The organism is Segniliparus rugosus ATCC BAA-974 (assembly GCF_000185725.2).
Taxonomy (GTDB): domain Bacteria; phylum Actinomycetota; class Actinomycetes; order Mycobacteriales; family Mycobacteriaceae; genus Segniliparus; species Segniliparus rugosus.
This window is the reverse complement of record NZ_KI391954.1, coordinates 892,213-909,524: the sequence shown is the minus strand read 5'-3', so window position 1 is coordinate 909,524 and position 17,312 is coordinate 892,213. Positions and strand designations below refer to the sequence as shown.

Annotated in this window: 14 protein-coding genes and 1 pseudogene; 6 read left to right on the top strand and 9 right to left on the bottom strand. The window is 69.9% G+C overall.

Annotated elements, in window-relative coordinates:
* Positions 1-84: 84 nt before the first annotated feature.
* From HMPREF9336_RS14145 to gatC, 3 genes are all read right to left on the bottom strand, one after another.
* A complete protein-coding gene (locus HMPREF9336_RS14145; protein ID WP_007468177.1) occupies positions 85-1,122 on the bottom strand; it encodes an LLM class F420-dependent oxidoreductase in 1,038 nt (345 codons plus the stop codon).
* Between the two features lie 75 nt (positions 1,123-1,197).
* Positions 1,198-2,682, bottom strand: coding sequence for an Asp-tRNA(Asn)/Glu-tRNA(Gln) amidotransferase subunit GatA (gene gatA, locus HMPREF9336_RS14140; RefSeq protein ID WP_211235480.1), 1,485 nt, complete (start codon positions 2,680-2,682; stop codon positions 1,198-1,200).
* 46 nt (positions 2,683-2,728) lie between these two features.
* A complete protein-coding gene (gene gatC / locus HMPREF9336_RS14135) occupies positions 2,729-3,064 on the bottom strand; it encodes an Asp-tRNA(Asn)/Glu-tRNA(Gln) amidotransferase subunit GatC (RefSeq protein ID WP_007468173.1) in 336 nt (111 codons plus the stop codon).
* A gap of 90 nt (positions 3,065-3,154) precedes the next feature.
* Here gatC and HMPREF9336_RS14130 point away from each other — a divergent pair, with 90 nt between their 5' ends.
* Together HMPREF9336_RS14130 and HMPREF9336_RS14125 are read left to right on the top strand one after the other, a co-directional pair.
* Positions 3,155-3,691: a hypothetical protein gene (locus HMPREF9336_RS14130; protein ID WP_007468171.1), complete on the top strand. Its 537-nt coding sequence runs from the start codon at positions 3,155-3,157 to the stop codon at positions 3,689-3,691.
* A 364-nt stretch (positions 3,692-4,055) separates the two neighbouring features.
* Positions 4,056-4,706: an ACT domain-containing protein gene (locus HMPREF9336_RS14125; protein ID WP_007468169.1), complete on the top strand. Its 651-nt coding sequence runs from the start codon at positions 4,056-4,058 to the stop codon at positions 4,704-4,706.
* A 21-nt stretch (positions 4,707-4,727) separates the two neighbouring features.
* Here HMPREF9336_RS14125 and HMPREF9336_RS14120 read toward each other — a convergent pair whose 3' ends face one another.
* From HMPREF9336_RS14120 to HMPREF9336_RS14095, 6 genes are read right to left on the bottom strand one after another with little or no spacing between them, the layout of a single operon-like run.
* On the bottom strand, positions 4,728-5,150 hold the full coding sequence (locus HMPREF9336_RS14120; protein ID WP_007468167.1) for a TIGR03668 family PPOX class F420-dependent oxidoreductase: 423 nt from the start codon (positions 5,148-5,150) through the stop codon (positions 4,728-4,730).
* Between the two features lie 34 nt (positions 5,151-5,184).
* A complete protein-coding gene (ilvA, locus tag HMPREF9336_RS14115; protein WP_051357369.1) occupies positions 5,185-6,552 on the bottom strand; it encodes a threonine ammonia-lyase IlvA in 1,368 nt (455 codons plus the stop codon).
* Positions 6,437-7,798 (bottom strand): glycosyltransferase 87 family protein, encoded by a 1,362-nt coding sequence (locus HMPREF9336_RS14110; RefSeq protein ID WP_007468163.1) that lies wholly within the window; start codon positions 7,796-7,798, stop codon positions 6,437-6,439. The genes ilvA and HMPREF9336_RS14110 overlap by 116 nt, the downstream gene beginning before the upstream one ends.
* Entirely contained in the window at positions 7,761-9,104 is a 1,344-nt protein-coding gene (locus tag HMPREF9336_RS14105) for a glycosyltransferase family 87 protein (protein ID WP_007468161.1), read from the bottom strand. The genes HMPREF9336_RS14110 and HMPREF9336_RS14105 overlap by 38 nt, the downstream gene beginning before the upstream one ends.
* Positions 9,105-9,108: 4 nt before the next feature.
* Positions 9,109-10,455: an adenosylmethionine--8-amino-7-oxononanoate transaminase gene (locus HMPREF9336_RS14100; RefSeq protein ID WP_021030733.1), complete on the bottom strand. Its 1,347-nt coding sequence runs from the start codon at positions 10,453-10,455 to the stop codon at positions 9,109-9,111.
* Positions 10,452-12,875: a solute carrier family 23 protein gene (locus tag HMPREF9336_RS14095; RefSeq protein WP_021030732.1), complete on the bottom strand. Its 2,424-nt coding sequence runs from the start codon at positions 12,873-12,875 to the stop codon at positions 10,452-10,454. The genes HMPREF9336_RS14100 and HMPREF9336_RS14095 overlap by 4 nt, the downstream gene beginning before the upstream one ends.
* A 241-nt stretch (positions 12,876-13,116) precedes the next feature.
* Between HMPREF9336_RS14095 and HMPREF9336_RS14090 the strand changes: the two are divergent.
* From HMPREF9336_RS14090 to HMPREF9336_RS14080, 4 genes and pseudogenes are all read left to right on the top strand, one after another.
* Positions 13,117-14,247, top strand: a pseudogene (locus tag HMPREF9336_RS14090) (TIGR03364 family FAD-dependent oxidoreductase); the annotation flags it as partial.
* A gap of 171 nt (positions 14,248-14,418) precedes the next feature.
* On the top strand, positions 14,419-15,102 hold the full coding sequence (locus HMPREF9336_RS19090) for a phosphonatase-like hydrolase (RefSeq protein WP_425277276.1): 684 nt from the start codon (positions 14,419-14,421) through the stop codon (positions 15,100-15,102).
* Between the two features lie 12 nt (positions 15,103-15,114).
* Complete coding sequence (locus HMPREF9336_RS14085) at positions 15,115-16,440, top strand: MFS transporter (protein ID WP_007468151.1); 1,326 nt, start codon at positions 15,115-15,117, stop codon at positions 16,438-16,440.
* Between the two features lie 42 nt (positions 16,441-16,482).
* Positions 16,483-17,196 carry a GntR family transcriptional regulator gene (locus HMPREF9336_RS14080; RefSeq protein WP_007468149.1) on the top strand — a complete coding sequence of 238 codons (714 nt, stop codon included), beginning with the start codon at positions 16,483-16,485 and terminating at the stop codon, positions 17,194-17,196.
* The last annotated feature ends 116 nt before the right edge of the window (positions 17,197-17,312 follow it).

Here is a 17,312-nt window from a genome sequence, read left to right as displayed (position 1 = left end):
GTCAGCCAGCCAATAGCGCCAGGCTACCCGAGCTGGGAGCGGCCCGCAGCGATCAACGCCGCGCCGCTCGGCGCTCCCCTCTGCTCAGAGGAGCTCGCGCAGCGCCTCGACCTGCTGGATCCGCCCGGCGGTGTCCTCGGCCAGCGGGGCCACGTTGATCGTGGTGACCCCGGCCTCTCGGAACGCGGCGACGCGCTCGGCGACGAAGCTCTTCGGGCCGATCAGCGAGATGTCGCGCACGAGCGCGTCCGGGACTGCCGCGATCGCCTCGTCCTTCCGCCCCGCGAGGTACAGCTCCTGGATGGCGTCCGCCTCTTTGCCGAAGCCGTAGGTGGTGGCCAGGCCGTGGTAGAAGTTCTTGCCCTTGGCCCCCATGCCGCCGATGTACAGGGCGAGGATGGGTTTGACGTGGCTGTACAGGTGCTCCACGTCCTCGCCGATGGCGAGCGCGGGCCCGGCGTACACGTCGAGGTCGCCGAGCTGCGGATCGCGCTTTGCTCTGCCCTCGGCGAGCGCGGCCCCCCACACCTCGTTCGCCTTCTCGGGCAGGAAGAACATGGGCTGCCATCCATCGGCGATCTCCGCGGTCAGCGCCACGTTCTTCCCGCCAAGGGCCGCGATCACCACGGGGATGCGGTCGCGGACGGGGTGGTTGATGAGCTTGAGCGCCTTGCCGAGGCCGGTGCCCTGGTCGGCGGGGAGCGGCATGGTGAAGTGCTTGCCCTGGTACTCCAGGCGCTCGCGCTTCCACACCTTCCGGCAGATCTCGACGGTCTCGCGGGTGCGGCCGAGCGGCGAGTCGTACTTCACGCCGTGGAAGCCCTCGATGACCTGCGGGCCGGAGGCCCCGATGCCGAGGACGAAGCGCCCGCCCGACACGTAGTCCAGACCGGCCGCCGTCATGGCGACCAAGGTCGGGGTCCGGGTGTAGAGCTGGAAGACCCCCGAGGCCAGCTTGACGGTCGAAGTCTTCGCGGCCAAGTAGCCGAGCTGGCTGACCGCGTCGTAGGAGTAGGCCTCGGCCACGAACACGATGTCGAGGCCCACCTTCTCCAGCTCCGCGATCTCGTCCGCGACCTCCATGAATCCACCGGCGTAGTTCACCGTCGTCCCAATACGCATAACCGCAATATACCGCCAGAGTGTCCGGTCACATCCGGCGCTCCCTTGTCGCGGACGAAACTGTCCCCGCGTCGCTCAGAGGGAGGCGTGCGGCAGTGCGCCCCGTGCGGCCTCGTACGCCGCGCCGACCCGGTAGAGCCGGTCGTCGGCGAGCGCGGGGGCGAGGATCTGCAGGCCCACCGGCAGGCCGTCGTCCGAGGAGAACCCGGCGGGGACGGACATGCCGGGGTGCCCGGCGAGGTTGGTCGGGATGGTGCACAGGTCGAAGCGGTACATCGCCACCGGGTCGTCCGCCCGCTCCCCGAGCGGGAACGCCGTGGTCGGCGTCGTCGGCGCGAGGATCACGTCGACCTGCTCGTAGGCCCGCTCGAAGTCGCGGGCGACCAGCGCCCGCACCTTCTGCGCCTGGCCGTAGAACGCGTCGTAGTACCCCGCCGAGAGAGCGTAGGTGCCGATGATGATCCGGCGTTTGACCTCCGGCCCGAACCCTGCGGAGCGGCTTGCGGTCATCACCGCCGCCACGTCGGCCCTGCCGTCGTCCCCGACCCGGTTGCCGTAGCGGATCCCGTCGAACCTTGCGAGGTTGGAGGAGACCTCCGAGGGCAGGATCAGGTAGTAGGCGGGCATCGCGAACGGGAAGTGCGGGCAGGACACCTCGACGGCCTCGGCCCCGAGCGCCTGGACCTGCTTCACCGCCGCCTCGAACGCGGCGTACGCGCCGGGCTGGTAGCCGTCCCCGTGGAGCTCCTTGACGATCCCGACCTTCAGGCCCTTCAGATCCCCGGTCGCGCCAGCCCTCGCCGCCTCGACCACCGAGGGGACAGTCCGCTTCGTGGAAGTCCCGTCCTTCGGATCGTGCCCCGCGATGACCTCGTGCAAGAGAGCCGCGTCCAGCACGGTCCGCGCGCCGGGGCCGCCCTGGTCGAGCGAGGACGCGCAGGCGATCATGCCGTACCTGGAGACGGTGCCGTAGGTCGGCTTCACCCCGACGGTGCCGGTCAGGGCGGCGGGCTGGCGGATCGAGCCGCCCGTGTCGGTGCCGACGGCGAGCGGAGCCTCGAACGCGGCGAGCGCGGCGGAGTTCCCCCCGCCGGAGCCGCCGGGGGTGCGGGAGAGATCCCACGGGTTGCGGGTCGGGCCGTAGGCCGAGTTCTCCGTGGAGGAGCCCATGGCGAACTCGTCGGTGTTCGTCTTGCCGAGGATGGGCAGGCCCGCCGCGCGCAGCCGCGCGGTCACGGTCGCGTCGTACGGGGAGCGCCAGCCTTCGAGGAACTTCGAGCCCGCCGTGGTCGGCATGTCCGTGGTGGTGAAGATGTCCTTCAACGCGATCGGCACCCCGGCGAGCGGGGACGCGGGCGCTTCGCCTCGGGCGAGGGACTCGTCCACCGCGCGGGCCGAGGCCAGCGCCTCCTCCCCCGCGACGTGCAGGAAGGCGTGCAGCCGCTCGTCCACCGCGCCGATCCGGTCCAGGTGCGCCTGCACCACTTCGGCCGAGGACAGCTCCCTGCTGTGGATCAGCCCGGCGAGCGCGGCCGCGGTGCTGGTCGTGATCTCTTCCATGTTGCTGTCTGTGCTCATTTGTCGCGCTCCTCGTTCCTCGTCGCGCTCACGGCTCCTCCCCCAAGATCCTGGGCACGACGAATTTGTTCTCCTGGGCGGCCGGAGCGGCGGCGAGCGCGGCCTCCGTCGGAAGCGACGGCAGCGGCTCGTCGGCCCGGACCACGTTCACCGCGCCGAACAGCCAGGGCTCCTGCCACTCCTTGTCCGAGCCCGCGCCCTGCGCCTCCGCCGCGTCCGCCAGATCGCCGACGGCCTTGACCGTCTGGAGGATGTCGTCGAGCTGGCTGGCGAACGAGTCAAGCTCGGTTTCGCCGAGTTCGAGCCGCGCCAACGAGGCCAGGTGCACCACCTGTTCCCTCGTGATCTTCGGTGCTTGGGTCATGGGGAGCATTCTCCCACACACCGCGGACGGGAGGCTCGGGATATACTCGCCGCTCAAGAGAATTGGGCTCGAAGAGATTCGGAGGGGAGCATGAGCGTGCCCTCGGACGCGGACGTCCCGCTGGTCCGCACCTCCTTCACCTGCACGGCGCAGACTGCGGACGCGCTGGCGAGAGAACGCGCCCGGCAGGTGCTGTCCGCGCCCGCGCGGTGGGCTGTGGTCGTGCTGCTCTCGCTCTTCGAAGGGTTCGCGTTCAGCGCGTGGGGACAGTCCCTTCCCTCTTTCGCCGCTGCCTCCGCGATCAGCCTCGTCCTCCTCTCGGCCCTCTTTTTCGGGCTGCGGTACTGGGCCGTCTACCGCAGCGGCCGCCGCGCCCTCGCGGCGAACTACCCCTCCGGAGCGGTCCTGCGCGCGGAGTTCGGGACGCACGGCTTCACCACGCGATCTCCTCGTGGCGTATCCCATGTCGGGTACGGGGAGCTCAAGAGCTTCGCCCTCCACACCCATTCGGCCATCTACATCCTCAGCCACCAGCCTTTGCTCCCGCTGGTGGCGCCGCGCGAGATCTTCCCCGAAACGGCGCTCGCCCTCATCCGCCCCCATGTGAAGATCCGAGGGGAAGCATGAGCGCGCCCTCGGGCGCGGGCGCGCTGCTGGTCCACGCCTCCTTCGCCTGCGCGGCGGAAACAGCGGGCCTCCTGGCGGAGGACCGCGAAAGGCTCCGCCTTTCCAGCCCCGGACTCTGGATCGCGCAGGGATCCTCGTCCTGTTCCTCGCCTTCATCGCCGCGTCCACGGCGCTCCTCGCGGTGAAAACCTCCGGGGCGGAACGCGCCTGCACCGCCGAGTACCCGCCCGGCCCCGCGAGCTGTTCCCCGACGCGGCGCTGGAGTTGATCGAGCCGCACGTGAAGGCCCGCCCACGCGGCTGAAAGCCATGCGCGCTGTCTCGCCTACTTGGCGCTCGGCCCGGAAGAAAGGTAGCCTTGCTGGGTGTCTTACCTGCTCCGTGTCGAACTCGAAGACCGCCCCGGCAGCCTCGGGGCGCTCGCTGTGGCCCTCGGCACCGTCGGCGCGGACATCGTCTCCCTCGAGGTTGTGGAGCGCGGACCCGGCTACGCGGTGGACGACATCGTGGTGGACCTGCCGAGCGACCGCCTGCCCGACTCCCTGATCACCGCCGCCGAACAGATCCGAGGCGTCAAAGTGGACGCGATCCGGCCCTACACCGGCGTCCTCGACACCCATCGCGAGCTCGCGCTGATCGACCAGGTCGCCGCCTCGCCGGAGAACCGGCTACAGATCCTGGCCGACGAGGCGCCCCGGGTGCTGCACTCCGGATGGTGCGTCATCGCGGTGAGCGGCGCGAACGGCGCGGAGCCGATCAACTCAAGCTCCGGGGCCCCCGAGCCGGGGAGCTATCAGATTCCGGTGCTGGGCCTGGACGGCGCGCGATGCTTGGACGGGCAGGCCGACTGGGTGCCGCAGGTCTGGCAGGACCTCGACACCGCGTTGGCCGCCGCGCCCCTCGGCGAGAAAGACCTCGTCATCATCCTCGGCAGGCCGGGCGGGCCCGAGTTCCGCCCCGCCGAAGTCGCCCGATTGGGCTATGTGACCGGCATCCTGGCGACTGTGCTGCGCTGAGTTCGGCGGCCCCAGACGGGGTCACGACGTGTACGACCATCCGCTGACCGCCGTGATGTCGATCCAGATCACCGGCCCGTCGGGCCTGGCCTTCCGGTACTGGTTGTATTTCGCGCACAACCAGGCAAGGGCTTCCTCGCGCTGCGCCCCCTCTGTGACGACGCGCGCGCTCCCGTCGGCCCTGACCCACCACAGCCTGCTCCAGTCCGCGTCGTCGTACTCGTCGGCCAACAGGCTGACCCGGCTGTTCGCCCTGATATTGCGGATCCGTTTGAGGTCGGTGGTCGATTTCGGCTTCTGATCGACCGCGATCACGACGACGTCGTCCTGGAGCGCGAAGACGACCGGGACCAGATGCGGGATCCCGGACGCGCTCGTGGTGGCCAGCCTGGCGACGCGGGCCTTGCCGAACCTTCCCTTGAGCGTCTCGGCGTTCTGGCTCATGCGGCGATGATAGCCCCGAGACAGGGGCCCGGGCTTAGGTCAGGTACTGGTACGCCGGAGTGCCGGGACGCAGCCGCTCGCAGCTCAGGCCCGAGCGGTCCATTCGTTCCACGAGCGGGCCGAGGTCGGCGGCTTTGCCGAGCTCGACGCCCACGAGCGCCGCGCCGAGCTCCCGGTTGTCCCGTTTGATGTACTCGAACACGGTGATGTCGTCCTCCGGGCCGAGCACTTGTTCCAAGAACCTGCGCAAAGCCCCCGGCTCCTGCGGGAAGTCCACCAAGAAATAGTGCTTCAGCCCCTTGTGCACCAAAGACCGCTCCAGGATCTCCCCGTAGCGGGAGACGTCGTTGTTCCCGCCCGAGAGCAACGACACCACGGTGGCCCCGGCGGGCAGGCACAACTGGTCGAGCACGGCCACCGACAGCGCGCCGGCCGGCTCGGCGATGATCCCGTCGTTCTGGTAGAGGTCCAGGATCGTCGTGCACAACGCGCCCTCGTCCACCTGCGTGACCAGCACCGAGCCTGGGGCGAGCGCCGCGCTGTGGCCGTCCGGGCCGGACGAGAGGATCGGCAGGCCGGGAGCCGTCCGCGTCGTGGCCCCCAACGCGGAGAGCACCCGGTAGGCCACATCCCCCACCCGTTTGACCGCCGCGCCGTCCGCGAACGTGTCGATGGCGGGCAACGTCACCGGGGCCCCGGCGACGAGCGCCGAGGCGAGGCAGGCCGCGCCCGCAGGCTCCACTGCGACGATCGCGGTGTCCGGGGAGCGCTCCGCGAGGTACGCGGCGATCCCGGCGATGCAGCCGCCGCCCCCGACCGGCACGATCATCACGTCCAGAGCAGGGGCTCCCCGCTCCGCCAGCTGCTCCAGGATCTCTTTCGCGATCGTGCCCTGGCCCGCAGCGGTCCTCGGGTCGTTGAAGGACGGCACCAGCGTCGCGCCGGTCTCCTCCGCGTCCGTGTGCGCGGCGGCCGCCGCCGCGTCGTAGTTGTCCCCCGTCGAGATCAGCTCGATGAAGTCTCCGCCGTGCGCCCGGATCCGGTCGCGTTTCTGCCGGGGCGTCGTGTTCGGGACGTAGATGCGGCCTTTGATCCCCATCGCCCGGCACGCGTACGCGACCCCTTGGGCGTGGTTGCCCGCGCTGGCGGTCACCACCCCTGCCGCCTTCTCCGCCTCCGAGAGCTGCGCCATCAGGTTGTAGGCCCCGCGCAGCTTGTAGGAGCGGACCACCTGGAGGTCCTCACGCTTGAGGTAGAGCTGGACGCCGAACGCAGCCGACAGGCGCTCAGACCGCTGCAGCAGAGTGCGCTCGGCCACCGACTCGATTCGCGCCGCCGCGGCAATCACGTCTGCCGACGTCACGTCTTGCGGTTGCTGGCGGGTCAGGTTCGGGCTGTTCACCCGTCCATCTTGCCATCTGCGGCAAACGAGTTAACAAAACGACCGCGCAAAGCTCGGCGGCTTGCTGGGCGAAGCGCAAGACGAACGCGACCGGGGCGAGCGCTGGCTGTCCGGTCGCGGCGAGCACATTGGCGAGCGAGGGGCACCAGCAGAACAGCACCGCCCCGAGCGCCGCCGCGGCCCGCCGTTGGCCTCGCCCCCCGTTCCAGTACAGGATCAGCACGGCGGGGATGAAGAACACCGCGCGGTGGATCCAGCTCGCCGGGGTGATCACTGTGGCGGTCACCCCGGCCGAGACGACCGAGGCCAAAAGGCCCGCCCGCCGGAACGTCTCCCGCGCGCACCACAGCCCGGCTGCTCCGACCAAGGCCGCGAGCGCCGTGCCGAGCCAGTGCGGGCCGCCCAAGAACGCCACCGCGCCCTGCACCGACACGTTGCCGGGGCTCGCGAACATCTCCGGGGCGAAAGCCACGTCGTTCGCCAGACCCCAGAACGTGGTCCGGAAGAAGCGGACGGACATCTCGGGGAAGAAGGCGAAACCCGCCGCCGTGGCGCCCGCCGCCCCCGCGAGCGTCCATCCGGCCAACCGCCATTGGCGCAGCAGGAGGAAGAGCGCCAGGAAGAAGATCGGCACCAGTTTGACCGCTGCGGCGATCCCGATCAGCGTCCCGCGCGGCAGCCACCGCCCGAGCCTGGTGTCGTCGCGCCGGGCCACGTCGACCAGGCACATCCCCATGAGCAGCAGATTGATCTGCCCGTACGCGAGATGCTGGTTGACCACGTCGCTCAGCGAGAGGGCGAGCACCAGCCCGGCGAGGACCAGCGGCCATCGGCCGAAGCCCGCCAGCCGGCCTGCGCCTGAGGCGGACCCCTGCCAGGGCGCGGCCCCGTCCGCCCAGGCCGGTCGCGCCAAATGCAGCGAAAGCGCGAGGCAGAGCACCGCGAGCACGCTCCACGAGAACACCGCGAAGCCCGGGGAGAACCATGTGGTCGGCCACAAGAACAGCGCCGCGAACGGCGGATAGGTGAACGGCAGCCCCGGCGGCGCGATGTCGAGCCCGTGCAACCAGCTCGCGTAGACGTCCCCGCCCGCGAACGCCCGTTCGGAGCCGAGACGGTAGACCTGGAAATCCACCGGCTTGACCGTCGAAGTGAGATACCTGCCGACGCACGCGCTCAGCACGCACGCCGCGAGCACCAGCCCCCCGTCACGCCATGGCGGCACGCGAAACCGGTTGAGGCTCATCACGTGTCCATCCTGCCACTGCCGGGGCGGCGGCCAAGAGGACGACCGCGCAAACCTCGGAAGCAGACTGCGCGAACCGCAATGGCAACGCCAACGGCCAGAGCCACCACTGGTGCGCCGCGAGGAGATGGTCCGCGATGGTCTGGCCAGGGATGAACAGCACGACCGCGAGCACTGCCGCGATCCTCCGAGCGGTCCGTCCGCCGTCCATCAGGAGCATCGCGACGGCCGGGAACAGGAACACGGCGTGGTGGATCCAGCTCACCGGAGTGACCAGCGTCGCGGTGAGACCGGCGACGATGGTGCTCGCCAGAAGCCCACGGGCCGCGAACGCGGCTCTGGCGCACCAGATCCCCCCGGCGCAGAGCAAACCCGCCAGAGCGGAGCCGAGCCACATCGGGCCGCCGAAGAACGCCACCGCGCCCTGCACCGAACCGTTGCCCGAGCTCGCGAACATGCGCGGGTCGTAGGCCACGCTGCTGGAGAGATGCCAGACCTTCTCCGTGCAGAAATGCCAAGACATCTTCGGGAAGAAGGCGAACCCCGCCGCCGTGGCGGCCCCCGCCCCGACCGCGGTCCATCCGGCCAATCGCCACTGCTTGATGACGAGGAACTGCACCAGGAACAGGAACGGCGTGAGCTTGATGGCGGCGGCGATCCCGATCAACGTCCCGCGCGGCAGCCACCGCCCGAGCCTGGTGTCGTCGCGCCGGGCCACGTCGACCAGGCACATCCCCATGAGCAGCAGATTGATCTGGCCTCGGACCAAGTGGTACGGGACCAGGTTGCTCGCCGTGAGGAGCAGCACGAGCCCTGCCAGGATCCACGGCCACCGGTCGCCGTCCCAGAGCAGGCCCAGCTTGCCGTCCGGACGCGGCGTCCGGCGGCGGACGTCCGCCCAGACGCACTGCAGCGAAACGGCGAGGCTCGCCATGACGAGCACGTTCCACCACGTGACCGCCACCGATGTGGAGAACCAGGTCGTCGGCCATAGGAACAGCGCCGCGAACGGGGTGTAGGTGAACGGGATGCCTTGGGCCGGAGTCCACCTGCCGTGCAGCAGCATGTCGTACACGTCCTCGCCCGCGAACGCCCGTTCGGAGCCGAGCCGGTAGACCTCGAAGTCCCCGGCCCGGATCGAGTCGAGCAAGACGAACTGGACGAACAGCGTCACCGCGAGGCAGGCGAGCAGCACGGCGAGCACGCCCCACCGCCGATCCGCCCGCACGGGCAGGCTCTTCGCGAAACGACGCCCCCCCGAGTCGGAGGCGTCGCGTTTGGCCTTCGTGAAGAAACCTCCGGTCACGGCGTCATCCTACCGAGCGGCACTCCTCCGTCGCCACCGCGCGTATCGCGGCGCAGATCTGGTCGAGGTCGGCTTGCGAGGAAATATACGGCGGCATCGTGTACACGAGCTTGCCGAAAGGACGCAGCCACACGCCGTGCTCCACCGCCGTCGCGGTGGCCCGCGCGAGGTCCGCCGGGCGTTCCAGCTCCACGACGCCGATCGCGCCGAGCACCCTGACCTCGCGGACCCCGGCCAGCTCCCCCGCCGGGGCGAGACCGCGTTCGAGCGCGGCCTCGATGCGCGCGACCTCGCCGCGCCAGTCGCTCGCGAGCAGCAGCTCCACGGCGGCGACCGCGACCCGGCACGCGAGCGGGTTGGCCATGAACGTCGGCCCGTGCAACAGCGCCCCGGCTCCGCTCGCGTCGATCGCCTCGGCGATCTCGCGCCTGCTCAGCACCGCCGCGAGGGTCATATACCCGCCGGTGAGCGCCTTGCCCACGCACATGACATCCGGGCGGACCCCCGCGCTGTGCCCGGCGGCGCTGTGTTGATGGGCGCTGTGCTGATGGGCGAAAAGCTCACCGGTCCGGCCGAACCCGGTGGCGATCTCGTCGAAGACCAACAGCAGGCCGTGCTCGTCGGCGACCTCGCGCAGCGTTGTGAGGCACCGTGGGTCGTACATGCGCATGCCGCCCGCTCCCTGGACGACCGGCTCCGCGATGATCCCCGCGAGCTCGTGGGCGTGCTTGGCAGCGATCTCGCGCACTTCCCGATCCCAAGCCGGGTCGAACGCCGCTGGCGGGCGGGGCGCGAACACCTGTTCCGCGAGGACGCCGGTCCATTCGGAATGCATGCCGCCGACCGGGTCGCACAGGCTCATCGGGGTGAACGTGTCGCCGTAGTAGCCGCCTCTGGGAGTCAGCAGCTTGCGCCGCTCCGGGCGGCCGACCGCGCGCTGGTACTGCAGCACCGTCTTGACCGCCACCTCGACCGACACCGACCCCGAGTCGCAGAAGAACACCGTATCCATGCCGGTGAGCTCCACCAGCAGCGCCCCGAGACGCGCCGCAGGCTCATGGGTGAGGCCGCCGAACATGACATGGCTCATCGAGCGCAGCTGCTCGGCGGCCGCCGCGTCCAGCGCCGGGTGCCGGTAGCCGTGGATCGCCGCCCACCAGGAGCTCATGGCGTCGACAAGCTCCCTGCCGTCGGCGAGGACCAACCGCGTGCCGTGCGCCTGCGCGACCACCAGCGGCGCGGGATCGCCGCCGATGCGGGCGTACGGGTGCCAGAGGTGCTCCCGGTCGACCCTCGCGATCTCGTCGGAGGAGAGCGACGAGGAGACGGTCCCCGCCGGAGCAGTCCTCACAAGAACGCAGCCGTGGCGATCTTCAGCTCTCCCTCGCCGTTGAGCAGCAGGGGGTGCTTGTCGTCCACGACGGTGATCTCATCCTCTTCCACGTGCAGCACCTGGCCAGTGGAGATGTCGAAGAAGAGCCCGGTCACGCTGAGCCCGCGCTCCTCGGCGGCCGCCATCACAATCGGATGCTCGCGCAACGACCGGACCTGCATGACGACGTTGACTATGCCCAGCTGGTCGTTCGCCCCGTAGCCCTGCAGGGCCGCGGCGGCCGCCACCGGGTGCCCCTTGGCGTACGCGCCGCGGCTGACGTCCACCCGGTCGAGCCACACCCGCATGGGATGCTCGGGCGGCAGCTCCAAGGAAGTGTCGGCCATTGCTCCGCAGCTGGAGTGCCCGCACAGCACGACGGAGCTCACGCCGAGCTTCTCGATGGTGTAGAAGAGGGCCGCGTCCATCGCCGGATCCGTGCCCGCCGGTTTCACGAGATTGCCGACGTTGCGGATGGTGAACAGGTCGCCGGGGCCGCTCGCGGTGATCACGTTCGGGACGATCCTGGAGTCGCCGCACGTGATGAACAAGATGTCCGGCTTCCCGCGCTCGCGCAGTTTCTCCAAATGCGGCAAGAGCAGCGGCGCGTGGCGGCGATGGTAGTGGGCCACGCCGGCGAGGACCGAGCGCACCGCCGGGTGGGCCGTGCTGTCCGGGTCGGACACCTCCGGCGGCGCGTCGCCCGGCTGCCACGAGTCCCACGGGGTGAGGCCTCTGCGCAGCACCTCGCCGAGGGAGCCGCGCTTCGGCGGCGCGTCGCCCGCCGCCCCCAGGTCCACCGGGCCGACCTCTTGGACGATGACGCTCCCGCCCGAGGTCTCGTGCTGGAAGCACCAGTCCTCGATCGCGCTCTGTATGCCGTGGTCGAGGAAATCCACCGCCATGACGATGGTGACCGGGGCTCCCTTCGGAATCTCCGCGAACGCCTCGGTGAGCTTCGGGAGGGCGAGGAAGGTGGCCGACCCCTCGATCGCGATCTGCCACCGGTCCCGGCTCACCGGGGCCGCTGCGACGCCGGAGCCCTGGGCGGGCGCCGCAGCGCCATCGCTCGCCGGGGGCAAGACCGCGATATGGACCCGGACGACCCGCCACAGCACGAGCCCGAGGGCGACGATGAGGCCGAGGATCACGCCTTGGAGCAGGTTCAAGAACACCACGCCGAGGATGGTCACCCCGTACACCAGGAGATCGCCGGTCTTGCGCGCTTTTCGGATCTCGGCGAGCTTGATCAACTGCACGCCGACCACCACGAGCAGCCCTGCGAGGGCGGCGGTCGGGATATGGCCGGCCACGCCGAGGAAGAGCAGCGCGAACACGAGCATCCACACCCCGTGCAAGATGGTGGACGCTCGCGTGCGCCCGCCCGCCGAAATGTTCGCGGAGCTGCGGACGATCACGCCGGTGATCGGCAGGCCGCCGAGGAAGCCCGAGGTCATGTTGGCGACGCCCTGGCCGACCAGCTCGCGGTCCAGATTCGTGCGGGGCCCGCTGTGCAGTTTGTCGGCCGCGACGGCCGAGACCAGGCTCTCCACGCTGCACATGATCGTCACCGTGATGATCCCGGTGACGATCTCCGTCCATTCGTCGGAGACTCCGGGCAGGACGGAGAAGTTCGGGAGCTGGATCGCCGAGAGGAGGTCGTCGTCGATGATGATCGTCTGCGCCGCCCAGCCGGTCGCCGCGACCAGCGCGCCGGCCACGAGGATCGCGACCAGGGACGCGGGCACTTTCTGCCACGCTTTGGGGAAGCGTTTCCACAGGAGGAGCAACGCGATCACGACGGCTCCGATCAGCGCGTCGTGGTAGTCGAGGTGCCGGATCTGGTCGGGGAGCTGGGCGAGGTTGCGCACTGTCGTGCTTCCCGGCTTGCCGCCGAGCACGATGTGGATCTGCTGGAGCGCGAGGGTGATCCCGATCCCGGCGAGCATGGCGTGCACCACCACCGGGGAAATCGCGAGCGTGGCGCGGGCGACCCGGCTGATCCCGAGGAGGATCTGGAGCACGCCCGACACGATGACGATGATGCAGACGGTCTTGAAGCCGAATTCGGCCACCAGCCCCGCGACCACCACGGTCGCGCCGTTCGCCGCGCCGGAGACCTGCACAGACGAGCCGCCGAGGAAGCCCGCGACGACGCCGCCGACGATGGCCGCGATGATGCCCGCCATGATCGGCACGGCCGGGTTGCCGAACTCGTCTTTCACGCCGCCGCTGGAAGCCACCGCGAGGCCGATGGAGAGCGGCAGGGCGACCAAGAACACCACGAACGAGGCGGGCAGGTCGTACCGGAGGATGCTGCGCAGCCCCGCGGCTTTTTGAGGAGCGTCCGATCTGTTTTCGGCGGGCTTGGCTCCGAGTTGTGTCGAGTTGGCGGGCATCGATGGCCTTTCTGGTCATTCGGTGTCACGGCGGCCAGACCGCAGGTGCGCGTCACCGCAGGCGCTCGTCTGTTTCCCACCTGAGTTCCGCGCTTGCGAGTAAGTGCGTCCTTACTCGCAGGCTCTCCCCAGGATAGCGGATTTCGAGGAAAAGGGGCGGTGATATCCGACAGCCTGTCGTAGTCGCCATTTCCGAGAAACTTGTATGAACAAGATATGAATAAATAGAACTTGTATTGATATGTTGGCTGGGGTTGGCCATGCTCGTCCCATGACGAAAACAATTCCCCGCCAAGACCTCGTCGTCGTCGGAGGCGGCGTGGTCGGCCTCGCCCACGCCTACCACGCCCTCCGGCGAGGGCTCTCCGTCACCGTTGTGGACTACGCCGCCAGAGCGGTCGGCTCCTCCGTGCAGAACTTCGGCCACGCCTGCATCACCGCGCAGAGCGGAACGGCCCTCCACTACGCGCGACGGGGCCGCCCCCACTGGCTGCGCCTCGCCCGCGAGGCCGGGTTCTGGGCCAAGGAGTCGGGCACCCACTGCGTGCTGCGCGGCCCGCTCGAGCTCGCGGTGGCGCACGAGTTCTGCGCCGCCAGCGAGCCTGGCGAAGCCCAGTTGCTCAGCCGCGACGAGCTCCTGGCCCGCGTCCCCGTCGCCGGGACGGACGTGACCGGCGGCATGTTCTTGCCCAACGATCTCCAAGTCGACCCGCGCGACGCGGTCCCCGCCATCGCGCGCTGGCTCGAGGCACGAGGCGTGCGGTTCCTCTGGCGCACCTCGGCCATCACAGTCGAGCCTGGGCTCGTGCGCACCTCGCGAGGGAGCGTCCGCGCCGACGACATCGTCGTCGCGGTCAACCACGAAGTCGACCGGTTCTTCCCCGAACTCGCCGACCGGTACGGGCTGCGGCGCTGCGCGCTGCACATGCTCCGCGTCGCGCCCCAAAGACCGCTTTCCCTGCCCACCCCGGTCTTCACCGGATGGTCGCTGGCCCGCTACTCCCGTTTCGCGGCGCTGCCGAGCACGGCGGAGCTGGCCCGCTCGCTCGCCGAGGCGCATCCGGTCGCCGCCCGCCACGACTTGCACCTCATGGCGGCGCCGCAGCCCGACGGCTCGATCCTGCTCGGCGACACCCACCGCGCAGCGGCCAGCATCGAGCCTTTCCAGAGCGAGGAAGGATTCGATCTGCTCCTCCAGCATGGCCGCGAGCTGTTCGGCGCGGCCGAGCTCGACGTCCTCGAACGCTGGCAAGGCGTCTACTGCTCCGGCTCCGCCGGGGATTTCCTCGTCGAAGAGCCGCTGCCCGGCGTGCACGTCGCGACCGTCGCGACCGGCATCGGCATGACCACAGGGCTCGGGCTCGCCGAGGTCGTCGTCGACCGGATCTTCGGCTCTCGCTCCGATCCCCTGCCGTCGGCCCACGCGGACGAGACACAGGACAGCAGGCGGCGCGCGCAAAAAGCGGAAGCCGCGGAGCAGGCGCGCGAGGAGCGAAAGGAGTCAAAGGACGCCGCGCAGGCGGCGGCCCGCAACCCGGAGCCTGTGGCCCTCGTGGTCTTCGACATGGCGGGCACGACCGTCCAAGACGACGGGCTCGTCGTCGCCTCCTTCCTCGCAGCGGACGAAGCCGTCGGGCTTTCGGCCAGCGCCGAGGAGCGCGCGGCGATGATCGACTACGCCAAGGCCACCATGGGCCAGTCCAAGATCGTCGTCTTCCGCCACCTCGCCCGAGGCGACGAGGCCAAGGCGCAGGCCGCGAACGCCGTCTTCGAGCGCTCGTACCAAGAGATGGTCCTGGGCGGCAGGATCAGTCCGATCCCCGGAGCCGAGGCGGCATTCCAATGGCTGCGCGAGCACGACGTGAAGATCGCCCTCACCACCGGATTCGCCCGCACGACCCAGCACGCGATCCTCGACGCGCTTGGCTGGCGCGAGGTCGCCGACGTCGTCCTGTGCCCCGGCGAGGGGATCCGAGGCCGCCCGTACCCGGATATGCCATTGACCGCGCTGCTGCGCGCGGAGGCCGCGTCCGTTGGGAGCATGGTCGTCGTCGGCGACAGCGTCTCCGACATCGCGAGCGGCCTCGCCGCCGGCGCAGGCGAGAGCATCGGCGTCCTCAGCGGCGCGCACGACAGAGCGCGGCTCGAATCGGCTGGGGCCACCTCGGTCCTGTCGAGCGTCGCGGAACTGCCCGCCCATCTGGCCTCCCGCGTCGGAACCCGATAGCAGGGGCGCGCCATGACCACGACCACCGGAGCCTTGTCCTCGACCAGGCCCAAAACCCGACGCACGCCCGAGCAACACGCCCGAGCCCGCCGATGGCAATGGCAGATCTTCGCCATAACCTGGATCGCGTACGCCGGGTACTACTTCACCCGCGAAGGCTTCGCGGTGGCCAAGCTCGGCATCTTGGCCGACCCGGTCGCCGGAGCCGCACTGCCGAAGGAGAATTTGGCCGTGGTGGACTCGGTCTACCTGGCGTTCTATATGGTCGGCCAGTTCACTTGGGGCTCGGTCGCCGACCGTTACGGGCCGCGCGTGGTCGTCCTGTGCGGCCTGGCCGTCTCCGCGCTCTGCACGCTGTGCATGGGATTCCTGCCGACTCTCGCGTTCTTCGCCGCGCTCATGGCCGTGGAAGGGCTCGCCCAGGCCACCGGTTGGGCGCCCTTGCTCAAGAACGTCTCGAGTTTCTTCTCGGTCGAACGGCGCGGGCGCGTCCTCGGCCTGTGGAGCACCAACTACTCGTTCGGCGGCCTGGCCGCCCCTCTTTTCCTCGGCTACGTCGCCTACAGCGTCTTCGACGACTGGCGGGTCGCGTTCTTCACCGGCTCGGCCACAGTGGCGACCGTGTTCTGCCTCGTGCTGCTCTTCCAACGCAATTCGCCCGAGTCGGTCGGCCTCACGGACAGCCGCGTCTTGGCGACGGGAGCCGCCTCGGACGAAGCGGTCCCCGGCAGCGCCGCGGGAGCCTTGCGCGAAGCGCTGCGAAACCGGCTCGTCGTCGCTCTCGCCGCCGCCTATTTCCTGCTCAAACCCGCACGCTACATGCTCCTGCTCTGGGGCCCGGTCATCGTGGCCGAGCGGCTCGGGCTCGGCAAGGACGGGAAGTTCGAGGCGGTCGTCGTCCCCGCCGCGTTCGGCGCGGCGGGCGTCGTCGCGCCGATCGTGTTCGGCCATCTCTCGGACACGTTGTTCCGCAAGAACCGGATCTGGCCCTGCGTGGTCAGCCTCGGGGCCAGCTGCGTGTTCCTCGCCGCGTTCGTGCCGCTGACCGCGACGAAGAACGTCTGGGCGATGACCGCCCTGCTCGCCGCCATCGGTTTCTTCCTCTACGCGGCCGACGCCATGATCTCCTGCGTCGCGGTGACGGACGCGGGCTCGGCCCGCTCCGCCGCCACCTCGGCCGGCCTGGTGAACGGGGCGGGCTCGGCGGGGGCGATCCTCGGCGGCCTGTTGCCCGGCTTCCTCAGCACCGGGGTGCTGTTCTGCGTCTTCGCCGCCACCGCCTTCGCCGCCATGCTCATCCTCATCCCCTTCCGGCGGGCTAGGATGGCGCAAGCGTAGAAGTAGAAAGCGGCGGAGGCACGAAGAAGCGAGGTAGACACGGTGGCCATCGCACTGCACGAGCAGATCGCGACGACGCTCCGGCAGCAGATCGCCACGGGCTCGTACCGGGTGGGCGACGCGTTGCCGAGCGAGGCGGCGTTGCGCGAGGTGTTCGGCGTGTCCCGAGGCCCTGTCCGCCAGGCACTCGCCGCCCTGCAGTCCGAAGGCCTCATCGCGCTCTCCCAGGGCAAACCCGCGACAGTGCGCAGGCTGGAGCAATTCCAAACCTTGCGAACCTTCACCCCCTTCAGCCGATGGGCCCGAAGCGGCGGGCGCGTCCCGTCCAGCAAAACGCTCGAGCTGTCCCGCCGCCGCCCCGCCAGGGCGGTCGCCGAATCGCTCGGAGTCGGAGCCGACGATTTCGTCGTGGAGCTGGTCCGCGTCCGCTTCCTCGACGGCGAGCCCGCCATGGTCGAGCGCAGCTCGTTCGTCGAGCCCGTCGGCTCGCTCCTTTTCGAATTCGACACGGACTCGGGCTCGATCACCGACTTCCTCGCCGCCAAAGGGGTCCGGTTCGAGACCATGGAGCACGTCTTCGACGCGGTCGCCGCCGAAGGCCTCGACGCGGACGAGCTGGGCGTCCCGACCGGCGCGCCGCTCTTGCGGGAGCGGCGGAGCACCTGGGACCAGTCCGGCTCGCTGTTCGAGATCGCCGACGACCGCTACCGCCCTGATCTCGTCACCTTCAAAATAACCAACGCGCAGGGGCTGTGACCTACGTCGTGACCGCGCTCCGGCTCCGGGGTCGCGACCCGTCCGCCGCCGAGGATCGCCGAACGCGGTTTTCCGCCCTCGCGCGCTCATTTCGCGAAACCGCCGCCGCGCCGTCA